The following is a 15,973-nucleotide window of genomic DNA, read 5'->3' on the forward strand; positions in this document are numbered from 1 at the left end:
CCCCGATGCCGGCGGACATATGCCCGCCGGTTGCTTGTCTCATTCAGGCCGGCTTCAAGCCGACTTGAAGCGCGCCATCAGTTCGGCGCGACCGGGATCGGTCAGCGTTGCCGCCGCGCCGAATTCCAAGGGGGTTAAAAGGTCGGCCGCCGGATAGAGGATCGGATTGTCGAGCACTTCCTTGGGCAGCAGCTTGTTGACCCGCGCATCGGTCGAGGGCGCGCCGTTGGCCAGATGCTCCTTCACCGCGACCTCGGGGGTCATCAGATAATTGAGCAAGGCATAGCCGGCCGGCTTGTTCGGCGCGTCCTTCGGGATGGCGTAGAAGTCGGTCCAGATCTCACCGCCCTCCTTGCCCAGCACATAGGCGATCTCCGGGATATCGCGATGCAGCTGCGCGCCGTCATTGGTCCAGCACATGGTCATCCAGGCGTCGCCCGCCCGCATTCCCGGCTGGTAGTCGGACGAGACGGCAAACAGATGCGGCTTGACCTTGAGCAGCAGTTCTTCCGCCTTGGCGAGCTCGTCCGGCTTCAACGAGTTGAAGGAATAGCCGTAATATTTCAGCGCGCTGCCGATGGTGGTCAGCTGGTAGTCGTGGACCATGGTGCGGCCATCGCCCTCGGCCATGGCGACATCCCAGAACTCCTTCCAGCTGGTCATCGGTTTCGTCAGCTTCTTGGTGTTGACGGCAAAGCCCGTCGTGCCCCAGTTCTTCGGCACCGCGTAGGTCGTGCCGTCGATCGTGCCTTCCGAGGTGAAGCGTGGGTCTTCCTGGGAGCCGTCGAAATTCGGCAGCTTCGCCATATCGAGCGGATCGATGATGCCGAGCTTCTTGTAGGTCGAGATCGTGTAATTGGTCGGCACGAAGAGGCTCCAGCCCGAGGCGCCGGCCTGCAGCTTGGCCAGCATTTCCTCATTGGAGCCGAACACGTTGACCTCGACGGCGACGCCGGTGTCCTTCTTGAAATTCTCGAAGGTCTGCGGGTCGTGATAGTTCGGCCAGGTGGCGATCGACATGCGGTCGCCGAGGTTTTCGGCGGCGAAGGCCGACGTCGGCATGATGCCGATTTCGCGCGCCATGACCGCGGTTGCGATGCCCAGGCCGGTGAGGCCGAGGAAGTCGCGGCGGCCGATCGAGCCGCGCTTCAAACGCATCAGCTGGTCGACGAAGTTCTCAGGGCTTATCGGCAGTCCGTCACGATATGATTTCGACATTTTTTGCTACCCTCTGGTTGGTCCCGTTGTTCTTGTTCTCCGGAAACGCCAGCGGCGTCCCGGAGGCAAAGCCGATGGCGACGGGTTCACCCGGCTTGAAGAGATTGCCATGGCCGATCACATGGTCGGCCTTGGCCAGCAGCGTTCCGATGCCCTGCACCTCGATCGCGTATTCCGCGGTCGAGCCCAGAAAAATCCGGTTGCGCACGATGCCCTTGAATGGGCTGCCTTGCGGGGCGCCGAGGCTTAGCGATTCAGGGCGCAGGCTGACCGAGACGGTCTCGCCCTTCCGCAAGGCGGCTCGCTTGCGCGCGGCAATGACGGTTCCGTCCGCCAGCGCCACGTTGACCAGGTCGCCTGTATGCCCGGCGACCTTGCCGCTCAACAGATTGGTCTTGCCGACGAAGTCGGCGACGAACAGGTCGGCCGGCTCGTCATAGATCTCGCTCGGCTGGCCGAGCTGGATGATACGGCCGCCGTTCATGACGCAGACGAAGTCGCTCATCGACAGCGCCTCCTCCTGGTCGTGGGTGACCAGCACGAAGGTGATGCCGATCTCACGCTGCAGGTTCTGCAGCTCGATCTGCATGTCGGTGCGCAATTTCTTGTCGAGCGCGGCCAGCGGCTCGTCGAGCAGCAGCACCGCCGGCTTGTTCACCAGCGCGCGCGCCAGCGCCACGCGCTGCTGCTGGCCGCCGGACAGTTCGTGGATCTTGCGGCTGCCATAGCCGGCGAGCCGCACCATTTCTAGCGCCTCGCCGGCGCGGCGGCCGATTTCCTGCGACGACAGGCGCGGCCGTGCCTGGCGCAGTCCGTAAGACACGTTGGCTTCCACATCGAGGTGCGGAAACAGCGCGTATTGCTGAAAAACCATGTTGACCGGCCGGCGATAGGGCGGCGTGCCGGCCATGTCCCGGCCGCGGATGAACACCTGGCCTTCGCTCGGCTGCTCGAAGCCGCCGATCATGCGCAGGCATGTCGTCTTGCCGCAGCCGGACGGTCCGAGAAGGGCGACAAAGGCGGACGGAGGGACCGTCAGATCGATGCCGCTGACGGCGGTCACCGCGCCATAGCGCTTGGTGACGCCGCGAAACTCGATGTCGGGCACTGCGGTCAAAGTGCTGGCTCCAGCAACAGGGCTATTTCCGGACGCTACCAGAGCCAATGGCGGCTAGTATATACCTCGCGGGTGGTATATCTAATCTATTTTCTCGTTTAAGGGGGTATGGTTTGAGTGCGTCCCGAAGCGACGAATACCGCCAACTCGCCGCGCTTGTCGCGGCAACGCGAGAAACCAGCGGCGACCTGTTCGGCCAGGCAATGGTCGGCTGGCTGCAACAGCACGTCCGCTTCGACCACTGTGTGATCTTCGGTTATCGGGGCGCCTCACGACCGCCGCTGCTGTTCGAAACCTTCTCGCCTGCCGAGAGCCATGTCTTCGTCACGCTCTATCAAGAAGGGCCTTATCTGCTCGACCCGTTTCATCACGCGGCGGTGGAGCGCAAGGAGGGGTTCTGGCGCATGCGCGAACTGGCGCCCGACCGTTTCTATGCCAGCGAGTATTTCCGCACCTACTACAGCCAGACAAGGCTCGCCGAGGAGGTCGGCTTCTTCGTGCCGCTGCCGGGCAAGGATGCGCTGGTGCTGTCACTGATGCGATTGCAGGCCTCGGGGGCCTTCGGCACCGCCGACGCCAGGCTGTTGCGCGACATGGCGCCGGCGGTGATCGGTTTCGCCCGGTTGCGCTGGCCAGCTCTTGCGGCCGACGAGCCGGACGAAGCGGAACAGGACGAGACGATCGCCGCAGTCAATGAGTTCGACCGTGCGCATATCTGGGAGAGCCTGTCGCTGACTCCGCGCGAAAAGCATGTCGTCGATCTGGTGCTGCAGGGGCATTCCACCGAGTCGATCGCGAGAGCCATGCGCATCGTGCCGGGAACCGTGAAGGTTCACCGCCGCAACATCCACCGCAAACTCGGCATCAAATCCCAGGCCGGACTGTTCGCCCGTTTCATCGAGATCATCGAGAGCCGGCGTTGAAATCTCGCCGTGACGAGAATATTTGTTTTTACGCAATTCCGGACGGGAATTGCCCTAGCTGATGGCGTCTAGCGCCTGCCGCTGGCGGTGCATTTCGAGAAAAATCTTGTAGTCGCGGTCGAAGCGGCCGGATGCGGCCGGGTTCGAGGCGCGTGTTCTGCCGCCTTGCTGCATGGCGACGCAAGCGGCATTCAGATCAGGGAATAGCCCTGCGGCGGTGGCGGCGACCATGCCGGTGCCGAGCAGCACAGCTTCATCGGCCAGCGGCTCGATCACGGCGCAGCCGGTGGCGTCGGCATAGAGCTCCATCAAAAGCGGGTTCTTGGTGTGGCCGCCGGTGACGTGCAGCGTGTCGATCAAATAGCCGTTCTCGTTCAGCGCCTCCAGCACATGGCGCACGCCGAGCGCGATGCCGACGGCGGTGCGCCAGTAGAGCTTGCACAGGCTGTCGAAGGAGGAGTCCAGCGTCAGCCCACTGACCACGCCGACGGCATGCGGATCGGCAAGCGGCGACCGGTTGCCGTGGAAGTCGGGCAGCACATGCAGCCTGGCGGCGAGCTTGTCGCCCTCGGTGGCGCGCAATTCGGCAACGCGCCTGGCGATCTTCGCATGCATGGCCGCATCCGGCTCGCCGCCGGCGCCGTGCCAGCGGATGATGTGGTCGAGTAGAGCACCGGTGGCCGACTGGCCACCTTCCGATAGCCACAGTTTTGGCAGCGCCGCACCGTAATAGGGGCCCCAGACGCCGGCGAAAGGCTGCGGGTCGGGCGACATCGCCATGACGCAGGACGACGTGCCGGCGATCAGCGCCAGATGCCGGCCGATATTGCCTTCGTCGCCGGCAAAGCCGCCGAGCACGCCGAGCGCGCCGGCATAGGCGTCGATGACGCCGGCGCCGACCCGGCAGTTCTCGGTCAGGCCAAGCTCCGCTGCCGCTTCTGCCGAGAGCGTGCCGATGTCGGCGCCAACCGCACTCGCCTTCTCCGGCAGGTTGCCGTGCTCGAACAGATCGCCGAGCCCGACGGTCTCGAAAAAGTCGCGCCGCCAACCGGTTTGCTCATGCGCCAGATAGGTCCATTTGGCGGTCAGCGTGCATTGCGAGCGCGCCAGCGAACCGGTCGCCTTCCAGGTCAGGAAATCGGTGAGGTCGAATAGATAGCCGGCTTCATGCCATGTGCCGGGCAGATTGCGCTTCAGCCACATCAGCTTCGGCGTCGCCATTTCCGGCGACATGACGCCGCCTATATAGTCGAGCACGGGGTGGCCGCTTGCCGTGCATTCGTCGGCTTCGGCGATGGCGCGATGGTCGAGCCAGACGATGGTGTCCCAGCGCCGTTCGCCGGTAACCGATACACTGAGCTGGCGGCCGTCCCTGTTCAGCACCACCAGCGAACAGGTGGCGTCGAACGAGATGCCGACGATGTCGTGCGCCGCCACGCCTGCCTTTTCGCGTGCCGCCCGCACGGCAATGCACACCGCCGACCAGATATCCTGCGAATTGTGCTCGGCGTGATCGGCCTTCGGCTGGTTCATCACGATCGGATGCTCGGCGCGGCCGAGCAAGGTGCCTGACGTGTCGAGAATGCCCGCGCGGGCGCTCCCGGTGCCAACATCGACCGCGCAAACGAAACTTTTCGTCAAGATGCTTTTACTCTCGCTCCCAGGCCTGCAATCAAATCGGGCAATTGCAGCATGTCAGCGAATATAAAGTCCGGTTCACTCGACGCAAGCCGCGCTTTCAAGGCCGGGTTGCCGGCGTGCGAACCGCCGGTGAAGGCAAATACGCGCATGCCGGCGGCGCGCGCAGCCGCGATGCCGGCCGGACTGTCCTCGACGACGATGCACTTGCCAGGATGCGCGCCCATGGCGGCGGCTGCATGCAGAAAAAGATCCGGCGCCGGCTTGCCGCACGCGACCATGGCGGCGCTGAACAGATGCGGTTCGAGCAGGCCGAGAAGCCCGGTGACGTCGAGCGCATAGCGAATGCGGTCGAGCGTGCCGGAGGAAGCGACGCAGCAGGGTACGCCCAGCTTCGGCAGGATCTCCCTGATGCCGGGTATCGGCTTCAGCTCCTCGCGGAATTTGCGCATCAGTTCGACGCGCATGTTGGTCAGATGGCCGTCGGTGATGTCGATCGCGAAATCGCGGCCGAGAATTTCGCGCACGCTCTTCATGCTCTTGCCGAGGAAATGCTCGTAGGCCGCATCTTCGCTGACCGAGCCACCGGCAGCCGAGATCATGCCGAGCAAAGCCGAGACCGACAGCGCCTCGCTGTCGACCAGCACGCCGTCACAGTCGAAGATGACCAGTTCGGGCGTCATTGCGGCTCGCGTCAGAGCTTGCCGGCGATGTAGCGCGTCAGCGTCGCGCGCGCGCCATTCGCCCACAAGACGTTGAGCGCATGGGCAAAGGCCTCGGCGAACGGCGCTGCGCGGCCAACATCGCCATAGACGTCCTCCATCGCAAGCCAGGCGCCGGGCTTGTCCTTCGCCGCCTTGGCGGTTGCCTGCAACCGGTCCCAGCTCGGGTCGTTGGCTTCGATGACGGCGCCGCTGTCGGTCGTGCCGAAGCAATAGCGACACCAAAGCGCCGATTCCAGCGCCAGACCGGCAACGCCTTTGCCGGCCTTCAGCCGGTCGGCGATGGTCGGGATGATGAATTTCGGCTGCCGGTTGGAACCGTCGAGGCAAAGCCGGCGGATGGTGTCGCCAATCTTGGGGTTGGAGAAGCGGTGCTCGATGAGCTGATAATAGTCTTCCAGCACGGTGTCCGGCACCGGCGGCACGGTCGGAATGATCTCGTCCTGTTCGAGTTTGGCGAGAAAGCCGCGCACCAGCGGCTCCTGCATCGCCTCATGAACGAAGTGGATGTCCATCAGTCCCGCGGGATAGGCGATCGTTGCATGGCCGCCATTGAGGATGCGGATCTTCATCAGTTCGTAGGGCGCTACGTCTTTGACGAATTGGACGCCGACCTTTTCCAGCGGCGGGCGACCGTCGGTGAAATGATCCTCCAGAACCCATTGCTTGAACGGCTCGCAGAACACCGGCCAATTGTCCTCCAGGCCGAATTCCGTTGCCAGAATGCCGCGCTCGCGATCGGAGGTGGCCGGCGTGATGCGGTCGACCATGCCGTTCGGAAAGGCGACGTTGTCGCTCACCCAGTTCGCCAGATCCTCGTCGATCAACCGGGCCAGCCCGATGACGCCGTCCGAGGTGACATGCCCGTTGTGGGGGATGTTGTCGCAGGACATGACGGTGAACGGCACGATGCCGTCGGCGCGGCGACGCATCAGCCCGGCCAGGATGAGGCCGAACACCGTCTTCGGCGTCGTGCCGGCCTGCGCATCGGCGACGATATCAGGATGGGTAGGATTGAACTTACCGGAGGCCGGATCGATGAAATAGCCGCCTTCGGTGATGGTCAGCGAGACGATCTTGATCGCCGGATCGGCAAGCTGGTCGACGATGCCGTCGGCATCGCCGGGCGTCAGGAAGTCGATCATGACACCGGTGACGCGGGCGCTCATATGGTCGGAATCCTGCTCGACCACGGTGGTCAGCCAGTCCTGCTCCTGCAGCTTGGTGCGGCCAACCTTTTCGCCCTCGAAGACGCCGGCGCCGATCAACGCCCAGTCATGGCCGATACCCGAATTGAAGAGGTCGTCGAGATAGACGGCCTGGTGCGAGCGATGGAAATTGCCGACGCCGAAATGGACGATGCCGGGTTTGAGCCTGGCGCGCTCGTACTGCGGACCGGCAACCTTGGCGGGGAGCTTGGCGAGGATGGAGGAAGAGAGTTTCACGGTCATCTGCTTTACCCTTTTGCCGGTGCTTACCCGTTTGCCGGCCTGACAATTCCGCCCTCAACCCTCTGAGGAGAGAGTGCGGGGGCGGCACGCGCCTTTGGCATTCATGCCGCCCCGTGGCGTCTTCTCCCCGGAGGAAAGGAGAGCGCCTCCCCCTCAACTCGTCCCAGTCAACTCATCCATTGGCCGCCATCGACATTGTAGGTCTGGGCGACGATGTATTCGGCCTCGTCGCTGGCCAGGAACACCGCCATGCCGGCAAGATCTTCAGGCTTGCCCATGCGGCCGTAAGGCACGCCCTCGCCGACGAGCCGCTTCTTCTCGCCCTTCGGCCGGTTCTCATACTTGGCGAACAGCGCGTCGACGTCATCCCACATGTCGCTGTCGACGACGCCCGGCGCGATGCCGTTGACGTTGATGCGGTGCTTGATCAGGTCGAGCCCGGCAGACTGGGTCAGTGAAATGACAGCCGCCTTGGTGGCGCAGTAGACGGCGACCAGAGGCTCCCCGCGCCGGCCGGCCTGGCTCGCCATGTTGATGATCCTGCCGCCCTTGCCACGCGCGATCATCGAGCGCGCGGCGGCCTGCAGCATGAACAGCGTGCCGGCGACATTGACCGAAAACAGTCTGTCGTAGCCGGCCTTCGATATTTCGACGATCGGCGCCAGGTCGAACAGAGCGGCGTTGTTGATCAATATGTCGAGGCCGCCGGTTTTGGCCTCGACCGCCTTCACGGCCGCTTCGATCGAAGCGAGATCGGAGACGTCCAGCCTGACCGCATAGGCCGCCGCGCCAATCGCCGCCGCCGTTTTCTGCGCGGCCTCCAGGTTTATGTCGGCGATCGCCACCGTGGCACCTTCGCGCGCATAGGCTTCGGCAAAAGCCCTGCCGATGCCGCGCGCCGCCCCGGTGATCAGCGCCGATTTGCCTTTCAGCCTCACTGCGTCAGCGCCTTTCCGTCGGGGCCGAAGCGATGCATCCGGACCTTGTCGGGCGTGAGATAGATGGTGTCGCCGTGACGGACGGGCATTTCGCCGTCAGCGCGCACGGTCAGCGTCCCGACACCGTCAGCCTGGACGTGCAGGAAGGTGTCGGAGCCGAGATGTTCGGCTACACCGACAGTGGCTTTCCAGTCGCCCGCCGTGGTCGAGATGTTCATGTGCTCGGGACGGATGCCGATGGTCTTTGCATTGTATTTGGCGGCCGGCGCCCCTTCGATCAGGTTCATCTTCGGCGAACCGATAAAGCCCGCCACGAACAGGTTCTTCGGCGACTTGTAGAGTTCCATCGGCGAGCCGACCTGCTCGATGTTGCCGGCATTGAGCACGACGATCTTGTCGGCCATGGTCATGGCTTCGATCTGGTCGTGGGTGACGTAGATCATCGTCGTCTTGAGCTGATGATGCAGCTCGCTGATCTCGAGACGCATGGTGCCGCGCAGTGCCGCATCGAGGTTGGACAGCGGTTCGTCGAACAGGAAGGCCGAAGGCTGGCGCACGATGGCGCGGCCGATGGCGACGCGCTGGCGCTGGCCGCCGGAGAGCTGGCCCGGCCGGCGCTCGAGATAGTTGGTAAGGTTCAGGACGCGCGCGGCGTCCTTCACCTTCTTGTCGATCGTCGCCACATCCTCGCCCGCCATCTTCAGCGGGAAGCCGATATTCTTGGCCACCGTCATATGCGGGTAAAGCGCATAGGACTGGAACACCATGGCCAGCTTGCGCTTGGCCGGCGCCTCGCCGGTGACGTCGCGGCCATCGATGTTGATGGCACCGCCGCTGGTGTCCTCGAGACCGGCGATGAGACGCAGCAGCGTGGACTTGCCGCAACCCGACGGGCCGACGAAGACGACGAACTCACCATTCTCGATGACCAGGTCGAGACCCGGAATGATGACCGTCGATCCGAAATGCTTGGAGACGTTCTTGAGCGTGATATTTCCCATGGTTTCCTCCCCGAGGGGTAAGTATTTGGTTTTACGCAATTCCGGACGGAAAACCGCTGCACACTTTTCCTGGAATTGCTTTCGCCGGTTGCTTCAGGCCGTTTCGGTTTACTTCACGGCTCCGAACGTCAGGCCGCGCACCAGCTGTTTCTGGCTGAACCAGCCCATGATCAGGATGGGGGCGATGGCCAGCGTCGAGGCTGCCGAAAGCTTGGCCCAGAATAGGCCTTGCGGGCTTGAGAACGAACTGATGAAGGCCGTCAGCGGCGCCGCCTCGGTGGTGGTGAGACGAATGGTCCAGAACGCTTCGTTCCATGCCAGGATGATGTTGAGGAGCATGGTCGAGGCAATGCCCGGCACCGCCATCGGGGTCAGCACATAGGCGATCTCGCCCCACAGCGTGGCGCCGTCCATGCGCGCCGCTTCGAGGATTTCGCCGGGGATTTCGCGGAAATAGGTGTAGAGCATCCACACCACGATCGGCAGGTTGATCAGCATCAGCATGACCATCAGGCCGATGCGGCTGTCGAGCAGGCCGGTGTCGCGGAAGATCAGGTAGATCGGGAACAGCACCGCGACCGCCGGCATCATCTTGGTCGAGAGCATCCACATCAGGATGTCCTTGGTCCACTTGCCCGGCGAGAAGGCCATCGACCATGCGGCCGGAACCGCAACGATCAGGGCCAGGATGGTCGAGCCGACCGCGAGCAGCACCGAGTTGAAGAAGAACTTGAAGTAGCCGCTCTGCGCCTGAACCTCGGTATAGCTCTCGAACGTCCCCGACGGGATCAGAGCGAAGCCCTGGATGGCTTCCTGCTCCGACTTGAACGAGGTGATGATCGTATAGAGGATCGGGAAGAAGATCAGCAGCGCGACGATCCAGGCGGCGCCCGTCGCAATGACCTTGTGTTGGGTGGTGACTGCACGTGCCATCGTATCCTCCCTTACTTGTCCAGATTCTTGCCGACTGCGCGCATGGCGAAGAAGGCGACGATGTTGGCGAGAATGACGGCGATGACACCGCCGGCGGATGCCTGTCCGATTTTGAACTCCAGCAATGCCTTCTGGTAGACGAGGAAGGGCAGGTTGGTGGAGGCGTAGCCGGGGCCGCCATTGGTGGTGACCAGGATCTCGGCATAGACCGACAGCAGGAAGATGGTCTGGATCAGGATGACGACGGTGATGGCGCGCGACATGTGCGGCAGCGTCAGATAGATGAAGCGGCTGACGAAGCCGGCGCCGTCCATCTCGGCGGCTTCCTTCTGCTCACCGTCGAGCGACTGCAGTGCGGTCAACAGGATCAGCGTGGCGAAGGGCAGCCATTGCCAGGCGACAATGATGATGATTGCCGTCATCGGATGCTGCCCGAACCAGTCGATCGGTTGAGCCCCGAAGAAGCGCGCAATGTCGGCAAAGACGCCGTATTGCGGGTGCATGATCATGTTCTTCCAGACCAGTGCCGCGACCGGCGGCATGACGAAGAACGGTGAGATGACGAGGATGCGCACGATCCCCTGTCCCCACATCGGTTGATCGATCAAAAGCGCCAGCAGGATGCCGCCGATCACGGTAATCAGCAGAACGCTGACCACCAGGACAAGCGTGTTGAGGATCGACTGCAGGAAGGCCGGGTTGGAATAGAACAGCGCATAGTTGGAGAAGCCGACGAACCCGTCGCGGACCGGATTGAGCGGATTGTACTGCTGGAAAGAGAACCACAGGGTGATGACCAGAGGCACGATCATCCAGACGAACAGCAGCACCACGGATGGCGCCATCATGAAACGGGCAAGCGAACGGGTCTGCTGAGTAGCCATGACGGTCACCCTTCAAGGTCAGCCAAATTTTCAAGAGTGTGAAAGGGGCCGCCCGAACTGGGATTCGGGCGGCCGTTGCCGGTCAAGGAGGAGACCGGCAGTCGGCGCCGGGAGGAGCCTACTTGATGTAACCGCCTTCGGTCATTGCCGCGGTGGCAGCGTCCTGGGCCTGCTTCAGGGCATCGTCGACGCTCGACTGGCCGGCAAGAGCCGCCGAGAAGAGCTGGCCGACGGTGGTGCCAAGGCCCTGGAACTCAGGGATGGCGACGAACTGGACGCCGACATAGGGCACCGGCTTGACGGTCGGATGCGTCGGGTCGGCAGCGTTGATGGAGTCCAGCGTCATCTTGGCGAACGGAGCCGCCTTCTGGTACTCGGCATTGGCGTAGAGCGAGGTGCGCGTTCCCGGAGGAGCGCTGGCCCAGCCGAGCTTGGAAGCGACGAGCTCGGAGTAATGCTTGCTGGTTGCCCAGGCGACGAACTTCTCGGCAGCGTCGGCCTTCTGCGTACCGGCCGGAACGGCCAGCGACCATGCCCACAGCCAGTTGCCGCGCTTGCCGAGACCGGTGTCAGGCGCAAGCGCATAGGCAACCTTGTCGGCGACCTTCGAGCTCTTGGGGTCGGAGACCATGGATGCGGCGACCGTGGCGTCGATCCACATACCGCACTTGCCCTGCTGGAACAGCGCCAGGTTCTCGTTGAAGCCGTTGGACGAGGCGCCCTCGGGGCCGTCGGCCTTCATCAGGTCGACGTAGAACTGCAGCGTGTTCTTCCATTCCGGCTGGTCGAACTGCGGCTTCCAGTTCTCGTCGAACCAACGTGCGCCGAAGGAGTTCGACATGGCGGTGAGGAAGGCCATGTTCTCGCCCCAGCCGGCCTTGCCGCGCAGGCAGACGCCGTTCACGCCATTGGCGCGGTCGGTCATCTTGTCGGCGGCCTGCTTGATGAAGTCCCAGGTCGGCGCGTCGGGCATGGTCAGCCCAGCCTTCTCCATCAGGTCCTTTCGGTACATGACGAAGGAGCTCTCGCCGTAGAACGGTGCTGCATAGAGCTTGCCGTCGACCGAAAGGCCCCCGGCGATGGCCGGCAGGATGTCCTTGACGTCGTAGTCGTCGCCGAGCTTGTCGAGCGGCAGGAGCCAGCTCTGCTTGGCCCAGATCGGAACCTCGTAGGTGCCGATGGTCATCACGTCATACTGACCACCCTTAGTGGCGATGTCGGTGGTGACACGCTCACGCAGCACGTTCTCTTCGAGCGTGACCCAGTTGAGCGTGATGTCGGGGTTCGCCTTGGTGAAGTCCTCCGTCAGCGTCTGCATGCGGACCATGTCAGCATTGTTGACGGTGGCGATGGTGATGGATTCGGCATGTGCGGCGAAGGCAAGAGCGCTGGCCGACAACAAGCCCAGGGTGAGCGTGCGCAGTTTCATCAAATTCCTCCCATGAACCAAGATGAGCATTTGCCTTGGTACTGAGCAATTACTCACTAGACCTTAATTGTGTCAAGCCGGATTCGATGCTGCAGCGCAGCAAGCGCGGTGCCGCCAGGCATCTGGCGGGGAGAGAATATTGAAATGGATTGGGGGAGTAGCTGTCGGCGATTCGCAGACCGGCTTCATGCTCGCCACAGCAACCCCATCCATAATGGAGCCAGGGACCAATGCCCTCAGCCGTGGGCTGGGTAGCTTCCGACAGAATATTCGAAAACCGTGCCATCGCGGGTTTGCTTGGCTCTGGTCGGTGTTTCCGTCACCCGGATCCAGTTGGGTTCGTCCCTGCGCAGCCTAACTTCCCGGCCGATTGCCTTTGCAGCAGCTTGAAACGGCGCGAATGCTTCGATCACGTGCGTCACACGCACAGTGTTGTTTTCGATTTCTTCGACACGATAGACTTTCATCAGCCCGCTGATCGATCCTGTTTCAATCCGCGGACGATTGATCCTCTTCGATCGAGTCGCCACAAGCACGGGGCCTGCCAGGCCAGCGATATCGACAGCGTTTTTGTCAAGCTTGGTTAACGGCCCCGCCGCAGTGCGACTGCGTGCTAGTAAAAAGCCCACAGGGTCCTCTGCCCTAGGCGCAGGCGATCTCGGCCAGGATCCAGTCACGGAAGGCGCGGATCTTCGGCACGTTGCGGCGCGCCGTCGGATAGACCAGCCAATAGGCGTGGCCGTCGTCGCCAACCAGGTCGAAGGGCTGGATCAGGCGGCCGGCGGCAAGCTCGGTCTTGAACAGCGCCGTGGTCAGGATCGCCACACCATGGCCGGCGATCGCCGCATTAGCCTCATAGGCCTGCGCGCCCATGCTGGTGCCGGGACGGCTGGCAAGTTCATCCGCAGGCACGCCGGCCAGGGCGAACCATTCCCGCCACCAGATGTCGCCGGGATCGAGAATGGGCAGCTTGAACAGGTCGGCCGGTTCGTGGACGCCGCCAATGCTGGCGGCGAGTGCCGGGCTGAGCACCGGCGTGAAATCGGCCTTGAACAGAAGGTGTGTTTCCACCCCCGGCCATTTGCCGCTGCCGGAGCGGATGGCGATGTCCATGTCCTCGCGGGCGAAATCGATGACCCTGTTCGAGGTATCGACGCGCACCGCCAGCGACGGATGCGACAGCTGGAAGGAGCCGAGATGCTGCGCCAGCCAGTTCGAGGCGAAGGTCAGCAGCGTCGACACGCAAAGCACGCCATCAGCGCCGCCGCGTACGGCCGAATAGGCGCTCGAGAGCAGGCTGAACGCCTCGCTGACCGCAGGCGCCAGGCGCTGGCCGGATTCGGTCAGCACGATCTGGCGCGGCTGGCGCAGGAACAGCGGCGAGCCGATGCGCTCCTCCAGGAGCTTGATCTGGTAGCTGGCGGCGGCCTGGGTCATGCCGAGCTCCGCCGCAGCCTTGGTGAAGGAGAGATGCCGTGCGACGGCCTCGAACACCCTGATGGCCTGCAGCGGCGGCAGTTGGGAAATCGACGGTGACGAGCCGAGATGGGGCATAAGGTCTCCTTATGGGTCATGATCGACGTTTGATTGGCGGCAGGGGCCAATCAGACCGATATTTGGTGTCGAAGATCAATCCAGTTCAAGCATAGCGGAGGTTGACGATCATGACCACGGTACAGCAAAAGCTCCATTCGACCCCGGCGCAGAGCTGGTTTTCCGTGCTGGCGCACGAATTCTCTCAGCTTTTGAGCCGCCGGCGCAGCTATGTCGACGTCCGGGAATTGTCACCGCATTTGCAGCGCGACATGGGTTTCCTCGATGGCAACGGCGTTTGCGGGCGGCATAAATAGCCGTGCCGATTTTATCGGTCGCTCAGGCGCCGAGCAGGGCCGCGGCGGTCCGCTCGTCGGTAATGAGGCCATTGACCAGTCGCCGGTTCACCGCGGCCAGAATGCCCGGCAATTTGCGCTCGCCCATGGCGAGCGCAATGACCAACGACTTTTCGCGTGACGGCAAGGCCGCCGACGACACCCGGTCGTTGGTGATGCCGTCGATCATGCGGCCTTCCCGGTCGAACACCCAACCGACGATCTCTGCAACGCCGCCGGCCTTTTGCAGCGCCTTCAATTCACTTTCCGAGATGAAGCCGTCCTCATAGAGTGGCGCTTTCGGGCCGAGATCGCCGATACCGACAAAGGTGACGTCGGCTTCCGCGGCAAGCGCCAGCGTCGGCTGGATCATCGGCTGGGCGAGCAGCATTTCGCGTTCTTCGGGCGACGAGGCGATGACCGGCAGCGGCATCGGAAACGAGCGCGCCTTGACCCTGTCGGCCATTGTGAAGATGACGTTGTAGAAGGCGGCGGAGCCGTCGGGCGAGATGTTACCGGTCAACGACACCACCTTGTGCTGCGAGCATTCCATCGGCGGTAACTGCTCGATCGCCGCCTTCAGCGTGCGGCCGGTGCCGATGGCCATGACAATCGGCTTCGGCGACCTGAGCCGCCGCTCGATCTCGGCCGCGGCCGCCTCGGCAATGCCTATCGTGGTCGAGGACGAGGTCGGGTCGCTCGGCACGACTTCGACCAAATCGAGCGCGAAGCGCGACCTCAGCCGAGCGGCGAGGTCGAGGCAATTGGCGATCGGGTGGTCGACGCGCACCTTGATCAGCCCCTCCGAGACCGCCAGCGACACCAGCCGCTGCGCCGTCTGCCGGGAGATGCCGAGCGTGGCGGCGATCTGGTCCTGCGTGTTGCCGGCGACATAATAAAGCCAGCCGGCGCGCGCCGCCTCGTCCAGCCTGTTGCTGCCGCCGTCCTGCCGCGAATTCAAAGTCCGTCTCCCAAGCCTGCCCCTTTGGGCGAAGCGTCATAGTCTTGCAGGGAATGCGCCGGCGCGCAATTGTCTATGCGAAGGGCAATTGCCTGCCGCATCGGCCTGAAGGCAGCGAGGCAATCGCCCCAGCCAAAATCGCCGGTGAACGGGTTCGGCGGTTTATCTCCCGTTACAAACGCTTTAAGGGGATCGGCAAAAGGAGCCTCGCATGACGCCGAAAGCGGTTTTCTGGGATATGGACGGCACGTTGGTCGACAGCGAGCCGTTGCATGAGGCCGCCCTGGTGGCGGCGCTGCGAAGCGTCGGCATCGCGCCGCCGGTCGACCTGCATGAGCGGGTGCTGGGCATCGCCGCATGGCCAGTCTACGAGATGCTGCGCGCCGAGTTCGGCCTCGACCTGCCCTTCGATGACTGGATCGTGCGCAAATACGATCATTACATGCCGATGGCCGCAACGCTGAAGCCCCGCCCCGGCGCGATCGAGGTCTTCAACGAATTGCGCGCGCTTGGCGTGCAGCAGGCGGTGGTGTCCAATTCAGACCGCGTGATCGTCGACGCCAATCTGAGCGCGGTTGGCCTGATCCATCCCGGCATGCGCACGATCAGCCGCAACGATGTGCGCGAGGGCAAGCCGCACCCGGAACCCTTCCTGCGCGCCGCCTGGCTGGCCGGCGTCGATCCCGCGGATGCGGTGGCGGTCGACGACAGCGTCACCGGCGCGACGTCCGGTCTGGCAGCCGGGATGCGGACGATTTTCTGGCCGGAAGCGCCGATGGCAGGGCCGAAGGGCGCTGTTGTTATCAATAGAGCTGAAGAGCTGCGAGGCGAACTCGGTCTCTGAGAGCCCCTCATCCGCCCTTCGGGCACCTTCTCCCCGTTGAACGGGG

General features: G+C 63.3%; 16 protein-coding genes. 3 read left to right on the forward strand and 13 right to left on the reverse strand.

The annotated features are described in order from the left end of the window. Nucleotides 1-54: 54 nt before the first annotated feature. Both ACWTU9_RS03075 and ACWTU9_RS03080 read right to left on the reverse strand, forming a co-directional pair. Nucleotides 55-1,218, reverse strand: coding sequence for an ABC transporter substrate-binding protein (locus ACWTU9_RS03075; RefSeq protein ID WP_455857024.1), 1,164 nt, complete (start codon nucleotides 1,216-1,218; stop codon nucleotides 55-57). Next, on the reverse strand, nucleotides 1,199-2,335 hold the full coding sequence (locus ACWTU9_RS03080) for an ABC transporter ATP-binding protein (RefSeq protein WP_455857025.1): 1,137 nt from the start codon (nucleotides 2,333-2,335) through the stop codon (nucleotides 1,199-1,201). The genes ACWTU9_RS03075 and ACWTU9_RS03080 overlap by 20 nt, the downstream gene beginning before the upstream one ends. A 113-nt stretch (nucleotides 2,336-2,448) precedes the next feature. Here ACWTU9_RS03080 and ACWTU9_RS03085 point away from each other — a divergent pair, with 113 nt between their 5' ends. Beyond that, on the forward strand, nucleotides 2,449-3,258 hold the full coding sequence (locus ACWTU9_RS03085) for a helix-turn-helix transcriptional regulator (RefSeq protein WP_455857026.1): 810 nt from the start codon (nucleotides 2,449-2,451) through the stop codon (nucleotides 3,256-3,258). A gap of 54 nt (nucleotides 3,259-3,312) precedes the next feature. On the opposite strand, the gene ACWTU9_RS03090 is transcribed toward ACWTU9_RS03085, so the two are convergent. From ACWTU9_RS03090 to ACWTU9_RS03135, 10 genes are all read right to left on the reverse strand, one after another. Beyond that, a complete protein-coding gene (locus tag ACWTU9_RS03090) occupies nucleotides 3,313-4,899 on the reverse strand; it encodes an FGGY-family carbohydrate kinase (RefSeq protein ID WP_455857027.1) in 1,587 nt (528 codons plus the stop codon). Further along, on the reverse strand, nucleotides 4,896-5,579 hold the full coding sequence (locus tag ACWTU9_RS03095; RefSeq protein ID WP_455857028.1) for an HAD family hydrolase: 684 nt from the start codon (nucleotides 5,577-5,579) through the stop codon (nucleotides 4,896-4,898). Before ACWTU9_RS03095 ends, ACWTU9_RS03090 begins: the two co-directional genes overlap by 4 nt. 11 nt (nucleotides 5,580-5,590) lie before the next feature. Next, nucleotides 5,591-7,069 carry a mannitol dehydrogenase family protein gene (locus ACWTU9_RS03100; protein ID WP_455857029.1) on the reverse strand — a complete coding sequence of 493 codons (1,479 nt, stop codon included), beginning with the start codon at nucleotides 7,067-7,069 and terminating at the stop codon, nucleotides 5,591-5,593. Between the two features lie 167 nt (nucleotides 7,070-7,236). After that, the gene (locus ACWTU9_RS03105) at nucleotides 7,237-8,007 is read right to left on the reverse strand and encodes an L-iditol 2-dehydrogenase (RefSeq protein ID WP_455857030.1); all 771 of its coding nucleotides are present in this window, start codon (nucleotides 8,005-8,007) and stop codon (nucleotides 7,237-7,239) included. Continuing rightward, the gene (locus ACWTU9_RS03110) at nucleotides 8,004-9,008 is read right to left on the reverse strand and encodes an ABC transporter ATP-binding protein (RefSeq protein WP_455857031.1); all 1,005 of its coding nucleotides are present in this window, start codon (nucleotides 9,006-9,008) and stop codon (nucleotides 8,004-8,006) included. The genes ACWTU9_RS03105 and ACWTU9_RS03110 overlap by 4 nt, the downstream gene beginning before the upstream one ends. A gap of 108 nt (nucleotides 9,009-9,116) precedes the next feature. Continuing rightward, entirely contained in the window at nucleotides 9,117-9,941 is an 825-nt protein-coding gene (locus ACWTU9_RS03115; protein ID WP_454575277.1) for a carbohydrate ABC transporter permease, read from the reverse strand. An 11-nt stretch (nucleotides 9,942-9,952) separates the two neighbouring features. After that, complete coding sequence (locus ACWTU9_RS03120; protein ID WP_454575278.1) at nucleotides 9,953-10,825, reverse strand: carbohydrate ABC transporter permease; 873 nt, start codon at nucleotides 10,823-10,825, stop codon at nucleotides 9,953-9,955. Between the two features lie 118 nt (nucleotides 10,826-10,943). Beyond that, nucleotides 10,944-12,254: an ABC transporter substrate-binding protein gene (locus ACWTU9_RS03125; RefSeq protein ID WP_454587405.1), complete on the reverse strand. Its 1,311-nt coding sequence runs from the start codon at nucleotides 12,252-12,254 to the stop codon at nucleotides 10,944-10,946. Nucleotides 12,255-12,490: 236 nt separating this feature from the next. Then, a complete protein-coding gene (locus tag ACWTU9_RS03130; RefSeq protein WP_455857032.1) occupies nucleotides 12,491-12,883 on the reverse strand; it encodes a hypothetical protein in 393 nt (130 codons plus the stop codon). Nucleotides 12,884-12,896: 13 nt separating this feature from the next. Beyond that, nucleotides 12,897-13,808, reverse strand: coding sequence for a LysR substrate-binding domain-containing protein (locus tag ACWTU9_RS03135; protein ID WP_455857033.1), 912 nt, complete (start codon nucleotides 13,806-13,808; stop codon nucleotides 12,897-12,899). A gap of 110 nt (nucleotides 13,809-13,918) precedes the next feature. Between ACWTU9_RS03135 and ACWTU9_RS03140 the strand changes: the two genes are divergently transcribed. Further along, nucleotides 13,919-14,104, forward strand: coding sequence for a hypothetical protein (locus tag ACWTU9_RS03140; protein ID WP_455857129.1), 186 nt, complete (start codon nucleotides 13,919-13,921; stop codon nucleotides 14,102-14,104). Nucleotides 14,105-14,126: 22 nt separating this feature from the next. On the opposite strand, the gene ACWTU9_RS03145 is transcribed toward ACWTU9_RS03140, so the two are convergent. Next, nucleotides 14,127-15,083: a sugar-binding transcriptional regulator gene (locus tag ACWTU9_RS03145; RefSeq protein WP_455857034.1), complete on the reverse strand. Its 957-nt coding sequence runs from the start codon at nucleotides 15,081-15,083 to the stop codon at nucleotides 14,127-14,129. A 211-nt stretch (nucleotides 15,084-15,294) separates the two neighbouring features. On the opposite strand from ACWTU9_RS03145, the gene ACWTU9_RS03150 reads away from it, so the two are divergent. Then, the gene (locus tag ACWTU9_RS03150; RefSeq protein ID WP_455857035.1) at nucleotides 15,295-15,927 is read left to right on the forward strand and encodes an HAD family hydrolase; all 633 of its coding nucleotides are present in this window, start codon (nucleotides 15,295-15,297) and stop codon (nucleotides 15,925-15,927) included. Nucleotides 15,928-15,973 lie beyond the last annotated feature (46 nt).

This window comes from Mesorhizobium sp. 128a (assembly GCF_053848025.1).

What these genes read in the sequence shown, in the direction of transcription:
- ACWTU9_RS03075 (WP_455857024.1), bottom strand. Translation starts at nt 1,218, where the DNA reads ATGTCGAAATCATATCGTGACGGACTGCCGATAAGCCCTGAGAACTTC.
- ACWTU9_RS03095 (WP_455857028.1), bottom strand. Translation starts at nt 5,579, where the DNA reads ATGACGCCCGAACTGGTCATCTTCGACTGTGACGGCGTGCTGGTCGAC.
- ACWTU9_RS03100 (WP_455857029.1), bottom strand. Translation starts at nt 7,069, where the DNA reads ATGACCGTGAAACTCTCTTCCTCCATCCTCGCCAAGCTCCCCGCCAAG.
- ACWTU9_RS03110 (WP_455857031.1), bottom strand. Translation starts at nt 9,008, where the DNA reads ATGGGAAATATCACGCTCAAGAACGTCTCCAAGCATTTCGGATCGACG.
- ACWTU9_RS03115 (WP_454575277.1), bottom strand. Translation starts at nt 9,941, where the DNA reads ATGGCACGTGCAGTCACCACCCAACACAAGGTCATTGCGACGGGCGCC.
- ACWTU9_RS03120 (WP_454575278.1), bottom strand. Translation starts at nt 10,825, where the DNA reads ATGGCTACTCAGCAGACCCGTTCGCTTGCCCGTTTCATGATGGCGCCA.
- ACWTU9_RS03125 (WP_454587405.1), bottom strand. Translation starts at nt 12,254, where the DNA reads ATGAAACTGCGCACGCTCACCCTGGGCTTGTTGTCGGCCAGCGCTCTT.
- ACWTU9_RS03135 (WP_455857033.1), bottom strand. Translation starts at nt 13,808, where the DNA reads ATGCCCCATCTCGGCTCGTCACCGTCGATTTCCCAACTGCCGCCGCTG.
- ACWTU9_RS03140 (WP_455857129.1), top strand. Translation starts at nt 13,919, where the DNA reads ATGACCACGGTACAGCAAAAGCTCCATTCGACCCCGGCGCAGAGCTGG.
- ACWTU9_RS03150 (WP_455857035.1), top strand. Translation starts at nt 15,295, where the DNA reads ATGACGCCGAAAGCGGTTTTCTGGGATATGGACGGCACGTTGGTCGAC.